The sequence below is a fragment of the Sorangium sp. So ce1335 genome, from assembly GCF_051521615.1.
In the GTDB taxonomy this organism is placed as follows: domain Bacteria; phylum Myxococcota_A; class Polyangia; order Polyangiales; family Polyangiaceae; genus Sorangium.
Genome location: NZ_CP150363.1, coordinates 9,375,623 through 9,393,034 on the forward strand (window position 1 = coordinate 9,375,623; position 17,412 = coordinate 9,393,034).

Annotated in this window: 14 protein-coding genes and 1 pseudogene; 7 read left to right on the forward strand and 8 right to left on the reverse strand. The window is 71.8% G+C overall.

Going from position 1 to position 17,412, the window contains the following annotated elements:
* Nucleotides 1-43 precede the first annotated feature (43 nt).
* Nucleotides 44-979: a trypsin-like serine protease gene (locus WMF24_RS34790; protein WP_437731753.1), complete on the reverse strand. Its 936-nt coding sequence runs from the start codon at nt 977-979 to the stop codon at nt 44-46.
* Between the two features lie 1,360 nt (nt 980-2,339).
* Here WMF24_RS34790 and WMF24_RS34795 point away from each other — a divergent pair.
* Complete coding sequence (locus WMF24_RS34795) at nt 2,340-2,732, forward strand: hypothetical protein (RefSeq protein WP_437731754.1); 393 nt, start codon at nt 2,340-2,342, stop codon at nt 2,730-2,732.
* Nucleotides 2,733-2,854: 122 nt separating this feature from the next.
* Here the strand turns inward: WMF24_RS34795 and WMF24_RS34800 are convergent, their stop codons facing one another.
* Nucleotides 2,855-6,478 carry a serine/threonine-protein kinase gene (locus tag WMF24_RS34800; RefSeq protein ID WP_437731755.1) on the reverse strand — a complete coding sequence of 1,208 codons (3,624 nt, stop codon included), beginning with the start codon at nt 6,476-6,478 and terminating at the stop codon, nt 2,855-2,857.
* Between the two features lie 48 nt (nt 6,479-6,526).
* A complete protein-coding gene (locus WMF24_RS34805; RefSeq protein WP_437731756.1) occupies nt 6,527-7,966 on the reverse strand; it encodes a sigma 54-interacting transcriptional regulator in 1,440 nt (479 codons plus the stop codon).
* A gap of 101 nt (nt 7,967-8,067) precedes the next feature.
* On the opposite strand from WMF24_RS34805, the gene WMF24_RS34810 reads away from it, so the two are divergent.
* The 3 genes from WMF24_RS34810 (at nt 8,068) to WMF24_RS34820 (ending at nt 12,660) form a co-directional block, all read left to right on the forward strand.
* Nucleotides 8,068-11,073, forward strand: a complete 3,006-nt coding sequence (locus WMF24_RS34810) for a CHAT domain-containing tetratricopeptide repeat protein (RefSeq protein WP_437731757.1) — start codon at nt 8,068-8,070, stop codon at nt 11,071-11,073.
* A 367-nt stretch (nt 11,074-11,440) separates the two neighbouring features.
* Nucleotides 11,441-11,902: a hypothetical protein gene (locus WMF24_RS34815; RefSeq protein WP_437731758.1), complete on the forward strand. Its 462-nt coding sequence runs from the start codon at nt 11,441-11,443 to the stop codon at nt 11,900-11,902.
* A 77-nt stretch (nt 11,903-11,979) separates the two neighbouring features.
* On the forward strand, nt 11,980-12,660 hold the full coding sequence (locus WMF24_RS34820) for a hypothetical protein (RefSeq protein WP_437731759.1): 681 nt from the start codon (nt 11,980-11,982) through the stop codon (nt 12,658-12,660).
* Nucleotides 12,661-12,984: 324 nt separating this feature from the next.
* Here the strand turns inward: WMF24_RS34820 and WMF24_RS34825 are convergent, their stop codons facing one another.
* The 3 genes and pseudogenes from WMF24_RS34825 to WMF24_RS34835 form a co-directional block, all read right to left on the reverse strand.
* On the reverse strand, nt 12,985-13,128 hold the full coding sequence (locus tag WMF24_RS34825; protein ID WP_437738957.1) for a hypothetical protein: 144 nt from the start codon (nt 13,126-13,128) through the stop codon (nt 12,985-12,987).
* A 131-nt stretch (nt 13,129-13,259) separates the two neighbouring features.
* Nucleotides 13,260-13,343: pseudogene (locus WMF24_RS34830) on the reverse strand (urease accessory protein UreG); the annotation flags it as partial.
* Nucleotides 13,344-13,475: 132 nt separating this feature from the next.
* Nucleotides 13,476-13,697, reverse strand: coding sequence for a hypothetical protein (locus WMF24_RS34835; RefSeq protein WP_437731760.1), 222 nt, complete (start codon nt 13,695-13,697; stop codon nt 13,476-13,478).
* Nucleotides 13,698-14,470: 773 nt separating this feature from the next.
* On the opposite strand from WMF24_RS34835, the gene WMF24_RS34840 reads away from it, so the two are divergent.
* The 3 genes from WMF24_RS34840 to WMF24_RS34850 are packed head-to-tail and all read left to right on the forward strand — an operon-like array spanning nt 14,471 to nt 16,622.
* Nucleotides 14,471-14,821, forward strand: coding sequence for a hypothetical protein (locus WMF24_RS34840; RefSeq protein WP_437731761.1), 351 nt, complete (start codon nt 14,471-14,473; stop codon nt 14,819-14,821).
* Complete coding sequence (locus tag WMF24_RS34845) at nt 14,818-15,519, forward strand: hypothetical protein (protein WP_437731762.1); 702 nt, start codon at nt 14,818-14,820, stop codon at nt 15,517-15,519. Before WMF24_RS34840 ends, WMF24_RS34845 begins: the two co-directional genes overlap by 4 nt.
* Nucleotides 15,516-16,622 carry a hypothetical protein gene (locus WMF24_RS34850; RefSeq protein ID WP_437731763.1) on the forward strand — a complete coding sequence of 369 codons (1,107 nt, stop codon included), beginning with the start codon at nt 15,516-15,518 and terminating at the stop codon, nt 16,620-16,622. Before WMF24_RS34845 ends, WMF24_RS34850 begins: the two co-directional genes overlap by 4 nt.
* Before the next feature lie 43 nt (nt 16,623-16,665).
* Here WMF24_RS34850 and WMF24_RS34855 read toward each other — a convergent pair whose 3' ends face one another.
* Both WMF24_RS34855 and WMF24_RS34860 read right to left on the reverse strand, forming a co-directional pair.
* Nucleotides 16,666-17,019, reverse strand: coding sequence for a hypothetical protein (locus WMF24_RS34855; protein ID WP_437731764.1), 354 nt, complete (start codon nt 17,017-17,019; stop codon nt 16,666-16,668).
* A 71-nt stretch (nt 17,020-17,090) separates the two neighbouring features.
* Nucleotides 17,091-17,291: a hypothetical protein gene (locus tag WMF24_RS34860; protein ID WP_437731765.1), complete on the reverse strand. Its 201-nt coding sequence runs from the start codon at nt 17,289-17,291 to the stop codon at nt 17,091-17,093.
* Between the last annotated feature and the right edge of the window lie 121 nt (nt 17,292-17,412).

The following is a 17,412-nucleotide window of genomic DNA, read 5'->3' on the forward strand; positions in this document are numbered from 1 at the left end:
CCGAGCAGGTCGCGTGGGCAGCGGTGCTAGAGGAAGTGACCGCTCAGTAGCAAACCCAGTAATCGGGGAATGCGCTCGAGTGCCGCGTACACGCCGGAAGCGCGCGGTTGGCGCGGTACTCATTGACATGGCCGATTCGGGTTTCGGTGAACCGCATGCCCCGCGTCTTCCCGCCTTCCTCGGCGCACTTCTCCCCGGATGCCTTATCCGAATTGGAGTGAAGGCCGAACATCCACCGCGTGGGGCCGGACGAATCCCGGAGGAAATACGGGCCGCCCGAGTCGCCATGGCAGACCCGGGTCCACTCCGTGTCCTCGACGAAGTGCCGCTCACCAACCCAGTTCAACGACTTGTCCATGTACCGCATGATTCCATTGCCTGAGCCGCTCGGGTCATCGAAGCCCGCGCCGTACATTCTATAGGTTTGCGTCTGGCTCAGGGGCCCTGAATAGATTCCGTCGGCGGTGTCGAAGGCCGTCACGTGGTGGAACCCGGCGCCCGGCGTCGCGGGGGTGACGACGGCCAGGTCGTATTTCGCGTCCGCTCCCACTTGCAGGCGTTGCACGTAGACGTCCCGGTCGACGTTGCATTTGTCGGTCGCAGGGGTGCCAGTCAGGCACCTGAAGGTGGTGCCCGTCTGCGCGTAGGACACCCTGGTGCTCACGGTTCCCTGCAGCGCCGAGCCGAGCGCGCCATCCCAGCAGTGAGCCGCGGTCAGGATCATGTGCGTGCCAACCAGCGTTCCCGTGCACCCTCCATCTCCAAACATCACGGCACCGACTCCGCCGCCGTGCGTGCCGAAGCGGATTTCTTGCGCGTCGGTCGCGAGCGGTTCATCGGAGAAGTCATCGCTCGGATCTGCGGCGCCGCACGCCGCGGTCGCCAGAGCGAGCAGCGCGCCGAGGGCGCCCGTGCGATTCCATGCAAAGCCAGCCCCTCGCGGTTCACGGCCGTTATTCGACATCTCGCTGTTCGTCATTGGAAAAACTCGCTTTCGGTCTATGTTTCATGTTCCGCTCTGGTGTTCGTGGCACGCAGAGCGACGCGCGGGACTCGTTGCCGAAACCCGTGAGCCTGATACTGAACGATCTATCGCGAACACAGCGCTGCCCCCGACGTGCTCGAGCGGAGAGAGCCTCCGGCTGCGGCATCGGGAGCGTCATGAGACACGCTCGATATCGGGTGGTTCGTGCTCCACTGGAGCACGAACCCGTCGAGGAGCGGATCAGATGAAGAGCATCGCTGTAGGGAAGCGCGACGGACGTGACGAATCAGACGTCGCGCCAGCCAAGGCGTCTGTCAAGACGCACCCTGCATCGGGGCGGCGTGCCGACTCGGTGTCCTACGGCTTCACCGAGAAACGTGTCTGGACGGACGAGGCCTCTAGCAGATGACGTGCCAGCGCCGCAGCCGGAGGCGGCGCGCCGCGCGAGGCGGCGAGACAGGGGGGATTCATCGATCTTCCGAGCAGAGGCGTTCGCTCTCGTGCCGTGCGAGGCGCTGGCACGCTGGCACACTGGCACGCTGGCACGCCTCCCGCGGTGCTCGGGGCTGCCGTGCGGTAGACCGGCCTCACGAGCAGCGGAGCCGGTGAAGAGCGCCGCTCGCCGGGCGGCAAGGCTGCGCCCGAGGGGAGCGACGGCGGCGCCGATGGCGCTGGCGTTCCACCCACGTGCCAGCGTGCCAGCGTGCCAGCGTGCCAGCGCGCACGTGGATCCCGGCGCGGCGCTTCGAGGGCCCGGTGATCTTCCTGTGGCCGTCGTTCCTCTGCGCCGGCGCCCACGCGGCGCACGCGCTTGCCGCACTCGCATCGCCGGCCCGCAGACCTCGAACGGTTCGGCGCTTCGGTCGCCGTGGGCCGCATCGCCCAGCCGCTCGACGGTGGGCGCGGACAGGTCGACGTCTTCCGTGGCGACGACCCGGCGGTGTTCAATGCCTCGACGCCGATCGTCAGCCACAGCGAGAGCGTGATGGCCCCCGACGCCAGTACACGCGAGTTCGACACGTCGCTCGCCCTCGGTAATCTCGCCATGAGATACCCCTTGCGCATATCACCACGATACCGGGAATATGGCTCGAATTCGAGGAGTGGAGTGATGCTCCGTCAGAGCAAGCGCGCGAGGCGTGATGCCTCCCGCCTCGCCCGCGGCCTCTCCTCGCGTCGGGGCGGCGGCGCGGGACGCCCGTTGCCCTGTCGGGCGGTGGAATGCCCGTTGCCCTGTCGGGCGGTGGAATGCCCGTTGCCTGGAAGGCGCCTGGTGCGACACAACGGCGGCACCACCCGCGCCGGAGCCCCGGCCGCGGGCAGCCTATCACCTGCTCCTCCCCGGAGAGATCTCATGCGCCGAAGCCTGATCCTGATGCTCCTCTCGTCCCTCACCCTCGCAGCCGCCGGCTGCTCGAGCGCACCGCCACAGCCCGTCGAGACCCCGACGGGGTCACCGTCCGCCGAGACGCCCCGGAATGCGGGGCCCGAGGCCGTGCAGAGCACCCGCGAGGCCTCCGAGGAGGAGGAGGATCTCTGCTTGGACCAGCAGCCGACAGGCGACCCGCCGGTCTGCCCGCCGGGTTGCATCTGGAGCGGCCCCAGGCAGAAGTGCATCCAGGATCGCGGCGTGATCGTCGACCAGCGCCCGGTGGAGCCGGGGCGCGACCCGGGCCTCGCGCCGACGTCGGTCCCGAAGCCAGCGGCGACGGCGATCCCGAAGCCAGCGTTGACGCCGTCGAAGTGACCCGCGCGCGCCCCGGGCAGCCCGAGATCGGCGCCGTCCGGCGCGCCGGCGAAAGACAGCTCCTGGGACCGTGAGCCCAGGGGCTGGAGAGGTCGGGCGCCGAGGGCGGCGCGGCCGCGGCCTCACCCCGACGCCGGCGCCGGCCCTGGCGGGGGCGTCGGTTCCAACGCCCTGCGCGTCGCAGCGACCCACGCGCGCGCCTCGTCCATCAGCCCCAGCGTGAGCGGGCGCAACGTCACGCCCGATCCAGCCGCCTCCGCGATCGCCGCCTCCATCGCCTCGGCCCCGACCTCGCCCCGCCGCGCCACAAACAGGAGCTCCCAGAGCCGCGCCCCGATGGCGAGGTCGCGGTCGCCTCGCGCCTCGGCGACCTCGCGGGCCGCCCGGGCGTCGGCGAGCGCCTCGGCGGAGCGGCCGGCCAGGGCCAGGATCTCCGCGCGCCGCAGCAGCGTGAGCGCCTGGCGACGGTCGCGGTGGGCGCGCTGCAGCGCCTCGGCCTCGTCGGCGGCGGAGAGCGCGCCAGCGAGATCGCCGGTGCGGCGGAGCGCGTCCGCGCGCAGCGACAGCGCGCTCCCGCGCAGCGCCGGATCCCCCGCCTCGGCCGCGAGCTCGGCCGTGCGGCCGGCCGTCTCCGCCGCCTCGGCCGCGCGGCCCTCCCGCAGCAGGAAGGCGGCGAGGTTCGTGAGCACGAGGCGGAGCTGGCCGCGCATGCCCTCCGCCTCGGCCCGCGCGGCGAGGCGGCCAAGCCGGTCGATCGCGGCGCCGAGCCGGCCGCGCTCCGCCTCGAGCACCGCGAGATCGGCCTCGATGTGCAGCCGGTGCCAGCTCGACCCGAGCGCGGCCGCGATGGTGAGCGCGCGCGTGAGGTCCTCCTCGGCCAGCGCGAGGTCGCGGTGGTTCGAGGCGTAGTTCAGCTCGAAGCGCAGCACGCGCGCCCCGAACTCCAGCGCGGCGCCGGCGCGCGACGCGAGCGCCACCGCCTCGCCCGCGAGCGCAAGGGCCCGCTCCGGCGCGGCGACGCCGGCGAGCGCCATGCGCGCCTCGCAGCGGAGCGCCAGGTCGGGCTGGGCGTCGGCGTCGGCGAGCAGCACCGGATCGTCGTAGCCCTCCTCACGCAGCCCCCGCGCCACCTCCAGCCGGCAGAGCCGGCGGCGCAGCGACACCGCCGCGCAGCGCGCGGGGAACACGGCCGCGCGCGCGTCGAGCGCGTCGAGCCGCCGCCGGGCCTCCTCGAGCTTCCTGCCGCGCAGGAGGGCGCGCACCGCCTCGATCTCGAAGGCAGCGCGCTCGTCCGGGTCCTCGGCGAGCGCGGCGAGGCGGTCGCCGAGCTCCACCGCCTCGACGAACAGGCCCGAGCCCAGCGCGGCCTCCATGGCCCGGCCGAGCCAGCGCCGCGCCTCCGGGGCCGCGCCCAGGCGCTCGTAGCCCGTGGCGAGGAACGCGGCGTCCGCGGCGGCGGTGGGGCCGCGCGCGATGGCGTCGAGCAGCGCGCGGTGCAGGCGGCGCAGCCAGGGCCGCGGCCGCGCGAGGTTGAGCACGGCCTGGCGCACCATCTCCTGGGCGAAGCCGTGCCCCTGCCCGTCGCTCGCGGCGACGAGGATGCCCGCATCGACAAGGGCGAGCAACGCGACCTCCAGCGCGTCATCGTCGCTGTCGATCACCTCGGCGAGCACATCGGCGCCGAGCCCGCCGCCATGGAGCGCGACCGCAGCCAGCGCGCGCAGGGCGAGCCGCCCGGCGTCGCTCGCCGGATCGAGGTAGCCGGCGAGGCGCGCGGACACGAGGTCGGCGACGCCGGGGACGCCGCGGTCGAGGACGTCTGGCGCCGCGACGTCCCAGACGCCCGAGCGGTGGACGAGCGCGCCTGTCTCGCGCCAGGCGACGAGCGCGTGAACGATGAAGAAGGGCACGCCGCCCGCGCCGCGCACCACCGCGCGCTCGAGCGCGGGCGTGACGGGGAGCGTGGCCTGGACGAGGCGGGCGGCGTCCGCGTCGCCGAGCGGGCCCAGGGCGACGTGCCGGGCGCCGGGGCGGGTGCGCCCGCGCAGCTCGGCGAGCAGGGCGCGCAGCGGCGGCGGCGGGTTCGGCTCGTCGCGCGCGGTCGCGAGGACGAGGAGGCGCGGCGCCGCGCCGGGGCGGGCGCTCGCCGCACCTGCGCGCGCGCCGACGCGCTCGAGCACGAGCCGCAGCAGGATGAGGGTGGGCGCGTCGGCCCACTGGAGGTCGTCGATGGCGAGCAGCAGCGGCGCCTCGACGCTCGCCCAGAGCAAGGCGTCCTCGACGGCTTCCATCGCGGCGGCCGCGTCCGGCGCGCCCGGGAGCACGCTCGGCGACAGCGCCCGCTCGATGGTGTCCTGCAGCAGGCCGAACGCGGAGGCGGCCTCGGGCGGGAGCGCCTCCAGGGCGCGGAGCAGCGGCCGGAGGGGGCTCCTCCGCTCCGGTGAGCAGGCGGCGCGGAGCACGCGGGCGTCGCCGACGCCGGCGCGCTCGACAGCGGCAGCGAGCAGCCGGGTACGGCCGATGCCGAGCGGGCCTGTGATCACCGCGGCGCGGACAGCGCCCTCCTGCACCTCCGCGGCGAGGCGGGCGAGCACCTCGAGCGCGTCGCCGCGGCCGACCAGCGCGGCGTGCGGGCAGGGCTCGGGCGGTCCTCCGGCCTCGCTCGTCCCGACAGCGCCCGGCGCGGCGGGAAGGGTGACGTCGTGCGGAAGGCCGGCGGTCGGCAGGTCGCGCGGGGCGAGCTCCACGCCCGGGGAGCCGCGCCCGACGCGGATCGTCGGCGGCGGGCGCTCGCTCGTGGAGAGGGCGAGCGCCCGCTCGAGCTCGCGCGCGACCCATTCGGCGTGGCGCGGGCGCGCGCCGGGATCCGGCTCGAGCAGGAGCGCGGTGAGGCGCGCGAGCGGCTCGAGCACGGGCGCGCCGGGCGGCAAGAGCGCGTCGAGCCGGGGCGGGCGCCGCTGGTCGAGGAGGGCCTCCAGCCCGCCCACGGCGTCGACCGGGAGCACGCCGGTGCACAGGCGGAAGAGCGTGGCGCCGAGGGCGTAGAGGTCGGTGCCGGGCGAGGCGGCGCCCCCGAGGAGCCGCTCCGGCGCCATGTAACCTGGGGAGCCGAAGAGCGGCCGCTCGGCCGCGCCCGCGGGCAGGAGGGAGGGGTCGTCGACGACGATGCCGAAGTCGATGAGCTTGTAGACGGGGCGCGCTGCGGAGCCCTGGCCTGCGGGCGGCGGCTCCGGCGCCGCCGCGCGCTCGACGATGTTGCTCGGCTTGACGTCGTGGTGCACGAGGCCAGCGTCGTGGACGGCGGAGAGCGCCCAGGCGACGGCCAACGCGGCCTCGGCGGCGTCCCGCGGGCTCAGGCGCCCGACCTGCTCCAGGCGGCGATCGAGGCTGGGCCCGGCGACGTGCTCCATGGCGAGCCCGACCACGCCCCAGGCGTCGTCGCGGTGCAGGGCGTAGAAGCGGACGACGTTGGGGTGCTCGACCCGGCAGAGGGCGCGCGCCTCGTCGAGGATGGCGTCGCGCCAGGACGTGGCCGCGGGCGAGGCCGGGGCGATGCTGTCCGGCAGGAAGAAGAGCTTGACCGCGGCGTCGCGGAGCTTGCGGCCGTCGTAGATCTCCTCGGCCAGCCACACGGGGGCGAAGCCGCCGCGCCCCAGCTGGCGGATCAGCCGGAAGGGTCCGAGCCAGCGCTCCGCGTCGGGGCGCTGGAGGTAAACGGACGCGGCGGAGGAGGCGGAGGACGGCATCCGGGCCGGGTGCCATGCTAGCGCGAGTCGAGCCGTCCGCGGGCGACCCTACCCGGCCGCGTCCCCGCCCTCGCCGCTTCCCTCGGCGTCCCCGCGCAGGCCGTGGCGCTTCATGGCGCGCTGGATGAATTTGCGGTTCACCCGCGCGAGCTCCGCCGCGCGCGACACGTTGCCGCCCGTCTGCCGGAGCGCGGCGTCCAGGTACGCCTTCTCGTACGCCTCGGCCACGCGCTCGCGGCCCGCGAGCAGCGGCTCGTTCAGGTCCACCGCGGGCTCGCCCAGCGCGCCGGAATCCGGCGTCGAACCGGGCGTCGAACCGGGCGTCGAACCGAGCGTCGAACCGGGCGTCGAACCGGGCGCCGCCGCGTGCGCCGGACGACCGCCCGCGCCGCCGACGGCGCCCAGCGAGAGCGCCCGGGCGACCGCATTGCGCAGCTCGCGGACATTGCCAGGCCACGAGCGCGACGCGAGCCCCGCCACCACCTCCTCGGAGAGCGGCGGGGGCGACCCGGAACGGGGGCGCAGCTCCTGCTCGAAGTGGCGCACGAGGTGCGGGATGTCGCCCTGCCGCTCGCGGAGCGGCGGCAACGCGACCTGGATGACCGCGAGGCGGTAGTAGAGATCCTCGCGGAACTTCCCGCGCTCCACCTCGCGGGCGAGGTTCCGGTTCGTGGCGGCGACGATGCGCACGTCCACCCGCCGCGGCACGTTCGACCCCACCCGCCGCACCTCGCGGCGCTCGAGGGCGCGCAGGAGCTTGGGCTGGAGATCGAGCGGCAGCTCGCCGATCTCGTCGAGGAACAGGGTGCCGCCGTCCGCCGCCTCGAAGGCGCCGGGGCGCTCGGCGACGGCGCCGGTGAAGGCGCCCCGCACGTGGCCGAACAGCTCGCTCTCTATCAGGGTGGCGCTCACCGCCGAGCAGTCGAAGACCACGAACGCCCCGCCCTGGCGCGGGCTCTCCTCGTGTACCGCCTCGGCGACGAGCTCTTTGCCCGTGCCGGTCTCGCCCTCGACGAGCACGGTGGCGTCCGTGGCCGCGACCCGCTCCAGCACCGCGAACAGCCGGCGCATGGCCACGCTGCGCCCGAGCATGCCGCCGAAGCGCTCGCGCTGGGAGAGCGGCAGCTCGACGACGTCGCTCAGCATGCGCAGCCGCATCGTGGTGCCGCCGATCGAGATCGCCGCGTCGGGGCGGGCGTAGGCGTCCCGCACCTCCACGCCGTCGACCGCCGTGCCGTTGCGGCTGCCGGCGTCGATCACGCGGATGCGCTCGTCCTCGACGCGCACGACGAGGTGCAGGCGGCTGACCGTGGGGTCCTTGAGGACGAGATCGCACTCCTGGCCGAGGCCGACGCGCGCCTCCGGCCCCGGGAGCTCCGCGACGAGCCCCCGATCCGGACCGTGCACGACCTCGACGCGGATCTTGCGCGAGGCGAGCCTGAACGCACTTCCCTCGCGCTCCAGCGGCTGGGTGAGCTCCTGTGCCACGGCGTGAGTATAGGCGGGAAGCGCACCCCCAGTCCGGGGATCGCCCGCGGCCCCCGCGGCCGCGACGCCATCACAGGCACCGGGTTATCCTCCGCGGCCTCATGGCCAGGACGCGATGGACACCGTGGCTCTACGGCGCGCTCGCCGCGCTCTGCACGGCGGTGACGGCCCCGGTCCCGGTCGAGGCGCAGTCCCAGCCCCTGTGGGTTCCGCCGAGGACGGCGCTGCCGGCGCCCGAGGACGAGCGGCTGGACGGCGCCCTGGACAACGAGCTCTGGGAAAAGACGGCTCAGGGGAGGTACTTCGAGGCGCTCTCGGCCGCCGAGCGGCTCCTCGAGCTGCGCCAGCGGGTGCTCGGGCCGGAGCACCCGCAGACCTCGCTCGCCGCGATCTGGGCGGCGAACCATTACCGCAGGGTCGCGGAGTACCACAAGGCAGCGTCCCTGCTGGAGCGCGCCCTCGCCGTCCTGGAGCGGGAGGGCGTCCCGGGCGATTTGCTGATCCCCGAGCAGGAGACCCTCGCGCTCGTGTACCGCGAGATGGGCGACTTCCGGCGCGCGGAAGCGCTCTACCGGCGCCTCCTGGCCGAGCACGTGCTGGTCGGGCACAGCGGCGACGACGCGCTCCGCGGGCTGGCAGCCCTGGCCATGGCCCAGGGAGATCTTGGCAGGGCCGCGTTGCTCTACGAGCGCCTCCTCGCGGCGCGAGAGAAGGAGAACGCCAGGAACAGGAGCGAAGGGGCGAAGCTCGACAACCACGAGCTCGGCGCAGCGCTGGACGACCTCGCGGAGGTCTACCGGCTCCAGGGATACCATCCCAGAGCCGAGGCGCTCTTTCGGCGCGCCGTGAGCATCCTGGAGACATGGAGCGGCGGGCCGGAGCGCTCCCTGGCCACGTGCCTCGACCACCAGGCGCTCCTCTACCAGGACATGGGGGACGAGGCGCGCGCCGAGCGGCTCTTCCTGCGGGCGCTCGCGATCCGTGAGAAGGAGCTCGGGCCGACGCACCCCGACGTCGCCGAGCCCCTGGTTCACCTCGCCTCGCTGTACCGGGACAGGAGGCAGTACGGCCGCGCCGAGCCGCTGTTCCGGCGCGCGCTCTCTCTCCTGCAGCAGGCGCTGGGCCCCGAGCACCCGCGCGTCGCCGAGTGCGCGAGCTCCCTCGAGGGGCTCGCCATCGCCCAGGGCAAGCTGCGGGAGGCCTTGCCCATGCGGCTCGCCGCCGTCTCCGCCGAGGATCGGCACCTCACGCGCCTGCTCACCAGCGGCGCCGAGCGAGAGAAGCTCGCCTTTCTCGGCAGGCTCGAGCGCTCGACGAGCGAGACGATCTCGCTCCACGCGATCTCCGCCCCGAAGAACGGCGAAGCGGCGGCGCTCGCGCTCACGACCATCCTCCGCCGCAAGGCGCGCGCGCTCGACGCGATGGCGGGCAGCCTGGCCAGCCTGCGCAAGAGCATGACCAGGCAGGATCAGGCCCTGCTCGACCGGCTCGGCGCGATCGACGCGGAGCTGAGCGCCCGCGCGTACCGCGATCCCCCCGGGCAGCGCGCGCGTGTGCAGGCGCTCGAGGAGGAGCGGGAGGGCGTCGAGGCCGAGGTGAGCCGGAGGAGCGCCGCCTTCCGGGCGGAGCAGCGCCCCGTGCTCCTCGCGGAGGTGCAGGCGGCGATCCCGGAGGACACGGCGTTGATCGAGCTCTTCGCCTACCGGCCCTACCAGCCCCGGGCCAGGCGACGCGACCGGCTGGGCGAGCCCCGCTACGTGGCCTACGTCCTTCGACGGAAGGGAGCGCCCGCCTTCGCCGATCTCGGCGAGGTGAAGGCGATCGACGCGGCCGTGGAGGAGCTGCGCCGCGCCCTGTCCGACCCGTCGCGCGACCCGACGCGCCTCGCGCGCGGCATGGACGCCCAGCTCATGGCCAGGGTGCGCCCGCTCCTTGGCCCAGCCCGGAAGCTCGTGATCAGCCCCGACGGCGCGCTCAGCCTGCTGCCCTTCGGCGCGCTCGTCGACGAGGATCAGAGAGCGCTGCTGGAGCGCTACGAGATCACGTACATCACCACCGGACGCGATCTCCTCCGGCTCACGGCGCCTGCCGAGCCGGGGCAGGAGCTCGTCGTGATCGCCGATCCGGCCTTCGACGGCGGCGCGTCGGCGCCGCCTTCCGGCAAGGAGCCTTGCGGCTGGGATTGCCAGGCGTCGCGCGGCGTCGATCTGTCGAGGCTCAGGTTCCTGCCGCTCCCGGGTACCGCGAAGGAGGCGGCCGCGGTCGGCGCGAAGCTCACGGGCGCGCGGGTGCTCACGGGCGCGAGCGCGACCGAGGGCGCCGTGAAGGGCCTCGCCAGGCCGCGCATCCTCCACATCGCGACCCACGGCTTCTTCCTGCCCGCGGCCTCTGCCCCGGGGCAGGCGCCGGCCCGCGATGGGCTCGATGCGGTCGCTCGCGCGGCCGTGGCCGCGCCGGTGTCCGAGGTGGGCAGCGCCCTCCTGCGCTCGGGGCTGGCGTTCGCGGGCGCGAACCTCCGCGAGAGCGGCGGCGACGACGGCGTGCTGACGGCGGCCGAGGTCTCCGGGCTCGACCTCTCCGGTACGCAGCTCGTCGTGCTCTCCGCGTGCGACACGGGCGTCGGTGAGCCGAGCCATGGCGAAGGGGTGCAAGGGCTACGCCGCGCGCTGGTCATCGCGGGGGCGGAGACCCAGGTGATGAGCCTCTGGCGTATAGGCGACCAGGCCACGCGCCACCTGATGACGGCCTATTACGACCGGCTGGCTTCCGGGCGAGAGCGCGGCGACGCCCTGCGGGAGGCCCAGCTCTCGCTGAAGGGACAACCGGACACCGCGCACCCGTTCTACTGGGCGGCGTTCATCGTGTCCGGGGACGGTGGCCCACTCCGCGGAGGTCCGCTCCTGAGCGCGGCCCCGACGCCGCAAACCGCCCCGGTGGCGCCGGTGCAGCCAGGACCAAGGGGGTGCGCCTGCGAGGTCCAGGGCGGAGCGGCCGGCGGCGCGCCGCGGCTCGACCTCGCCGCTGGCCTCGCCGCCGGCCTCGCCGCGGCCGCCCGTCGGCGACGCGCCGGATCGAGGGCGGCGAGGCGCTCAGCGAAAGCCGGGTGAGCCGGGGGCAGAACGGTCCGTACTGGACCGTGATGTCGGCCGTGGTCCCCTGCGCGGCGAAGCTGGTCACGGTGAGGCTCGGGCCTCCCGGCTGTGCGCAGCCGCCGCGCGTCCGGGGATCTCGACGAGCCCGCGGCCAGCCCTGGTGCCCCCGCGCTGTCGCGCCGACCGGGGACGGCGGGGCGCGGGGTGCCCCCGCGCTGTCGCACCGCCCTGCGAATACCGCGGAGATCGGCGGACTGCGCCCTTGGCGCGGCGCGTGCTGAAGAGTCCGCAGAGTCCGCAGAGTCCGCAGAGTCTGCAGAGTCTGGTGAGTCCCGCGTCGCGACACTGCGACGGACTCGATGACCATCAAAGGAGATTTGCCATGAACCGTCTCGTGAAAAGCACCCTCGTCGTCGCCTCCGCCCTCGCCCTCGGCGCCGTCACGCTGCCCGCCGCGGCCCGCAGCTCCATCGGTTTCCTCGGGCGCGCCCAGAACCCCGCCGACACCGGGTGCTTCGGCGAGAGCTACGGCAGCGTGGTCAACAACTGCAGCACACAGAAGCTCCTGATCCTCCCGCTGACCATGGATCCGGGGCCCTTCAACAACCACTTGAACGCGACCGTCACCGCGTATGCAGCCAACGCGACCGGACTGGTGCGGTGCGCGTCGCTCGGGATCGACAGGGCGTCGGGGGCCTACTGGGGAGACGCATACCAGAACCTGCCCGCGTTCGGCTCGAGGCAGGACATCGTGCTGCCCGGCGCGTTCTTCCCGCCCGATGGCACGGCCTACGTCGCCTGCTGGGTCGGCCCCGGCGGGCAGGTGAACCAGGTCCGCTACTGAGATCGACGGCGTGCGCCGCGGGAGCGGGGGGTCCCGCGGCTTTGCTCGGGCCGGCTGGCCGCGCAATGGAGGGAGTCATGGGCATGAAGCGGATAGGGCAGGTTCTCACCGCGCTCGCGGTGATCGGCGCCGTGACGATGTTCGTCCTCGAGTGGCGGCGCCAGAAGGCCCAGGAGGCCGAGCTCGCGCGCATGCGCGCCGAGATGGGCGAGCTCTCGCGCGACCTGGAGGAGGCGCGCGGCGGCACCGCGAGCGCCGAGTCGGTGCAGCGGCTGGAGCGCCGTCTGGAGGCCGCCGCCCGGCCGAACGCCGCGCCGCGGCCTGCGTCCGGGGAGGAGGCCGAAGCGTCGGGGCAGCCCGACGACGAGGAGCGCGAGAGCCCCGCGCCGGCCGAGCCGCGCCCGGTCGATATGGCCGAGGTGAGCGAGCGGATCCAGGACGTATTCGCGCAGCAGGGGACCGACGCGCAGTGGACCGCGCGCGCGAGCCAGACGGCGCGCGAGAAGCTGAGCTCGGCCCTCCCCGAGAGATCGTCGCTGCGCACGGTGGAGTGCCGCAGCTCGATGTGCCGCATCGAGACGGAGCACGACGACATGGCGCAGATGCAGCGGTTCATGCAGGAGGCGTTCATGGATCCGCAGAAGAGGCCCTGGAACGGCGGGTTCTTCGCGATGCCCGTGAGCGATCCGGACACCGGCAAGGTGGTGGTCGTGTCCTACCTCGCGCGCGAGGACGAGGCGCTGCCGATGCCGCTGTGATCCGACCGGCGCCTCCCGCCACGTTCGCCGGCGGCGGCGCCGGCACAAGGTCTCTCACGGGTACGGCGTCGGTTCGGAGACCCAGGTCAACGTACAGTGCCATGACTACCTCGGCAACCCGGTCAACATCCAGTTCACGAACACCTATCTCGGCGCCGAGATGTACACGCCCTGCTGAGCGAGCGGCTATCGAACGGGGCTCCACGAGGCGCCGCCGTGGGCGATGAACGCTGGCACGGCCTTCTCGGCTCGGGTGTCGATGACGACGACGCTTCGACGACGACGCTTCGGCGAGGAGGCAAAGATAGTTGTCCGGCAACTCGGTCAGATCGTCATGAGTGCTTTGGCCTCGTGGGTGTGAGGGTTGAGGGTGACGGGGCCGATCGGCGTCCAGCTGCCAGTGACCCGCGCCCGTCTGTTCGCCTTCTCGCCCGCGTCCAGGATGCGCTCGCGGGCGGCGTCCGGCACGCCGGGTCACCGCGGCGCCACGACGAGCAGCCGGCCGGCCTTCGCGTCGTGGTGGTCCGACGTCTCGTCCGCGGGCTCGGTGACGAGCAGACGCGAGCCGTAGCGTGCGACGGTCTTATGGCGTCTTGGCGGAGGCGGTCGACGAGCGCCGTCTTGCCGGAGCCGACCGGCCCTCCGATGCCGACGCGGAGCGGACCCTGAGTGCTTGCTGTCATGAGCGGACGGGCGCGATCGGTCGGTGACCCCGATCCGCAGAAACCGCGTCGTCGTGAAGGATTCCTGATCGGCACCGGCGCGACGCCACGCGGCCGCACATCAACGGGTCGCGTGTCGGTGGCCGTGCAGGCCTATGCCAGGCAGCAGAAGGTCGACGGCTCGGCCGGCAGCAGCTCGCCGACCGGATCGCCGCCGCTCGGGGCGCAGCCGCCGGGGTCGACGGCGACGACCTCGGTCGACTTGCTGCCGAGGGCGACGCCAGGCGGCGTGACCCCGCAGAACGGCGTCGTCGAACTCACGACGCTCGACGCGAGCAGGTCCGCGCACGCCCCATCGCTGTAGACCGAGGCCATGATCGTACACGACGCGCCCTCGAGCTCGCCGCAGCCGCTCCGAGCAGCCGCGGGTGTCGTCGGTACCGCCGTAGAAGACGTGCCGATCCAGGTACGGCTCCGCGCACGTGACGTCGCCCTCGTGAACGACGCACGTCAGGAAGCCGCCAGGCGGCGGAACGCCGGGCTGCTCCGGCGACGGCATGCAGGTGCTCCGGTCCCCCTCAGCGCGCCGCCAGCGGCAACCGGACCACGGCGCCGCGACCGGCCGAGATCGCGGGCGTCGCTGGCGCATGGGCGCCGTCGTCCAGCTCTGCGTGCGCGCCCGCCAGCGCATCGTGACTGCTCGCCGGTGCCGTCGTGCAGCCCCAAGCTGCGCGTCGGCCAGTGCGCCCTCACAGCGACATGGACGGACAGCCAGACGCCAGGAGGTTGGCGAGCACTCGCGCCTCGCAGCCAGGTGCGCAATGATGAACGCCCCGGACGGGTGCGACTCACGTCGATGGTGGTGTTCTCGCCAAATTCCGATTGACGTCCATTTCTACGATCAGAAGGATGGCTCGTGGTCACGTTGCTCGTTCGTCGCCGAGATGGGGGAGGGATCGATGGGCACGAGAGGCGGCCGGATACCATGCGGGGCAATGGTCGTCTTCCCGCTCGTTGCCGTTCCAGCGCACGGAGCAGCATCCGAGCTGAGCACCGGTGTGAGCTTCGGGTGGGTCCAGGCCGGCACAGCTGAACGCTTCGCAGTGGGGCCGCATGCAGGGATGTCATGGCGCATCGAGAGAGACCTCTTGTTCAAGGTTCACGACCAGTGCAGCATCGTGCCTCCGATTCAGGCAGGTGGGGCCGGCGTCTACAATCACATCTCCGTCGCCGTTGGATATGCCTGGGAAAGCGGCGATGTCAGCGCGGGGCCATCGGCTGCGGTCTACCTCATGCCGGCGTGCGGCAGCACCTTGTGTGGGCGCATCGCCGGGATGGCGGTGGGCGGACACGCGCGAATCAACGCGTACCTTGCCGGACCGCTCGGCGTGTCGGTGAGCGCTAACGTGGACTGGATCGGCGGGAGCAGTCTTGTGCTTCCTGGTCACGCGTCGGTGATTGCTGTCGCTGGTCCCGTGCTTCGATGGAGTGTCAAATGAACGTGAAGAGACATCTGCTGCTGATCGTGGCCATCGCCATCTGGTCGCTGGCGGCATGCAACTGGACCGTGGGAGACTGCTATCCCCGCGAGGAGTGGGAGAAGGGTGGAGGGGCAAGTGCGCCGGTCCATGGGCCAGTCCCCGTCTTCAGCTCCAGCGCGTCGGGGGACTTCGGGGCGGAGCCGCCGGAAGGCGGCGAGCGCAAGATCCAGTGCAACAAGACGGAGGACGAAGACGAAGAGGAGGAGAAGGAGGAAGAAGAAGCGCGCCCTACGCCCAGCCCAGAGAAGCCGGCAGACCCCTGCCAGCAGGGCGGCGCTCCGAGCATGGGGTGCGTGTCTATAAGGTTCAAGCCGTCGGATTTCAAGTTTGCCACGATTGTCCCTGACGATGGAACTGATAAGGGAGGTGGTTGGCAAGAGGCAAAGACAGGGCTAGCCATCTACCTGGAGTCTGGCGTAGCAACATGCTTTCTTCGCATCGGGATGCCTATACGAAATAGCCTTTGGGGGTTCATATCGGCCGACAATGCAGCGATGTACAGCGCTGAAGTAACGAACGCGGTAGCAAGCGAGATGGAGAGAACGGGTCGTTTCGAGCTGCCGCCTGGAATATTCTGCTTAGAGTTCTTTACAAACGCAAAAGAGGTATTCGGAAAACAGTACAAGAACCTTGGCGCGGTGGTCAACAAGTCATGAAGCACACCATCGGCCAGCTGCTGGAGATCGTCTACCGATATCACCCCCGTGGGATCGGGGGCCCTGACCCCCACCAATTCTGGCAGGACGATTCACACGGAGAACAGACTGAAGAACACGCCCGGCTCGTCGCCGCGCGGATCCAAGCATCCAAGGACGAACGCTGGCATGCCATGCGGCGTCGCATTTCAGAGCGATTCCCTGACCTGCCACTCATGAACCGATCACTCCACCTACCTGCCGGAATCTACGATGCGTGCTATTCGTTCACAGTCGATCTACCGAACGCGCCCGACCGTCGAACGCTCTGGTTTCACGTGAGCTTTCTGGCGCCGTACTACGTCGTTTACAGCTATCGCATGATCGATCTTGTCAGGCCACCTGTCGGCTTCGTGGTTCCGTATGGCATCAACTTCTCCATTCCACGAAGTGCTTTGGGGCCCGATCTCGTACTGAACCCGGATGATGAGAGGCTACATAGCGCGAACGTCACACGACATGAGCTCACCTTCGATCTGGCGCCCGACGAACGGCCTTGCGCGACGTGGATTGCCCATGAGATCGAGTCAACCTTCGGAAGTGAGCCCATGCCGCCGGAGGTCGGTACCACTCTCGTGCCGGACGTGGTGGTAGGCATGCGCGGTGCGACGCTTTACGATTGCCTTTTTACCATAGATCGTCGGTGGGTGGAGCCATCGCCGCCCGAGAGAGGGGCGGTCGTGACGCTCGACCCGAGTAGCTTGACAGAACGGTTCATTACGGTGCTTACCGTGCTCCGCGCGCACCACCAGATTAGATTGACTCTCACGTTGCCCAATTTGCTTCAGAAGATGCCAGAGCCATACCGAAAGTCGCCAGCGGTTTATTGGTCAGCATCTACAGACGGCTTCCTGCACAGGGATAAGATGCTGGCGGAACTTGCGAACATGCGTGCGCACGACGAGTCGCCGGAGACCCTCCGCGCGATGGCTGCCAAGCGCGAGCTCGAAGCACTGGTCGCTTCATGGGACGGTCACGGCGAGCCGCCGGCCGCCATGGTCGCCTGGGCCTCCAGGTTCCTGGCGAGTTGGCCCCTGGACTCGGTTCTCGAAGCTTCCTCGTAGCCTTCGTGGAGCTCCGCGCCGTCCGCCTGTGACGTGCCGCGGACTATTCGGGGAAACGAAGCGTCTCGTGGCTCTCCCCGCTCGGCCCCATCGTCGTCGAGCCATCGTGATCCCAGCTCATGCCGCCACTGCCCGGCGGTCCGATCTCGAAGCTGACGCGCTCGAGCCTGAGCTGGTCCTCGTCGAGGTAGGCGATGCCGATCGAGTCGCCGCCGCGCCCCGGGCCGCCGTAGCCGCCCGGTCCTCCCTGGCCGCCCCTGCTGTTGACGCTCAGGCTCGCTGATGGCTCGCCGAGCAGACCCCTTGATGGGCATCGCGGGCGTGCTCGGTTGGGGTCAAGGAGGCCGATGGCCATCCCCGAGGCGCGCGTCACTGGGGGCCTCGTGACGGCCATCATCGCTCGATCGTCGGCGCCGGCGAGGAGTTCCTGTGCCGGCGCCGAGGACGCACCCGTCATCGCGGTCAGTGTCAGCTGCCGTCCGTCCCCAGGTCTCCGACGACGTGGGCCATCACCTTGCGCTCGACGAGCTTCTTCTTGCGCCACGCTGCCTCGCGCAGCCCGGCGGTGGCCAGGCGGTCGATCTCGCGCAGGCTCGAGCTGGCCGTCTCGTGCAGCAAGATGAGCGCGTCGGCGGTGAAGACCTCACGGTCGGCGCCGGCGCGGCTCATCCGCAGCCGCACGCACTGTAGGGCGGTCGCGGTCGCCTGACAGTGGCGAGGAGACCCAAGCAACCGCACGCGGCAGCATCGGTGGCGGTAGCAGGGAACCACCTGCTCCATGGGGGACACT

Coding starts and splice junctions, on each gene's coding strand:
- WMF24_RS34790 (WP_437731753.1), bottom strand. CDS start 979: ATGACGAACAGCGAGATGTCGAATAACGGCCGTGAACCGCGAGGGGCT.
- WMF24_RS34795 (WP_437731754.1), top strand. CDS start 2,340: ATGCGCCGAAGCCTGATCCTGATGCTCCTCTCGTCCCTCACCCTCGCA.
- WMF24_RS34800 (WP_437731755.1), bottom strand. CDS start 6,478: ATGCCGTCCTCCGCCTCCTCCGCCGCGTCCGTTTACCTCCAGCGCCCC.
- WMF24_RS34810 (WP_437731757.1), top strand. CDS start 8,068: ATGGCCAGGACGCGATGGACACCGTGGCTCTACGGCGCGCTCGCCGCG.
- WMF24_RS34815 (WP_437731758.1), top strand. CDS start 11,441: ATGAACCGTCTCGTGAAAAGCACCCTCGTCGTCGCCTCCGCCCTCGCC.
- WMF24_RS34820 (WP_437731759.1), top strand. CDS start 11,980: ATGGGCATGAAGCGGATAGGGCAGGTTCTCACCGCGCTCGCGGTGATC.
- WMF24_RS34835 (WP_437731760.1), bottom strand. CDS start 13,697: ATGGCCTCGGTCTACAGCGATGGGGCGTGCGCGGACCTGCTCGCGTCG.
- WMF24_RS34845 (WP_437731762.1), top strand. CDS start 14,818: ATGAACGTGAAGAGACATCTGCTGCTGATCGTGGCCATCGCCATCTGG.
- WMF24_RS34850 (WP_437731763.1), top strand. CDS start 15,516: ATGAAGCACACCATCGGCCAGCTGCTGGAGATCGTCTACCGATATCAC.
- WMF24_RS34855 (WP_437731764.1), bottom strand. CDS start 17,019: ATGATGGCCGTCACGAGGCCCCCAGTGACGCGCGCCTCGGGGATGGCC.
- WMF24_RS34860 (WP_437731765.1), bottom strand. CDS start 17,291: ATGAGCCGCGCCGGCGCCGACCGTGAGGTCTTCACCGCCGACGCGCTC.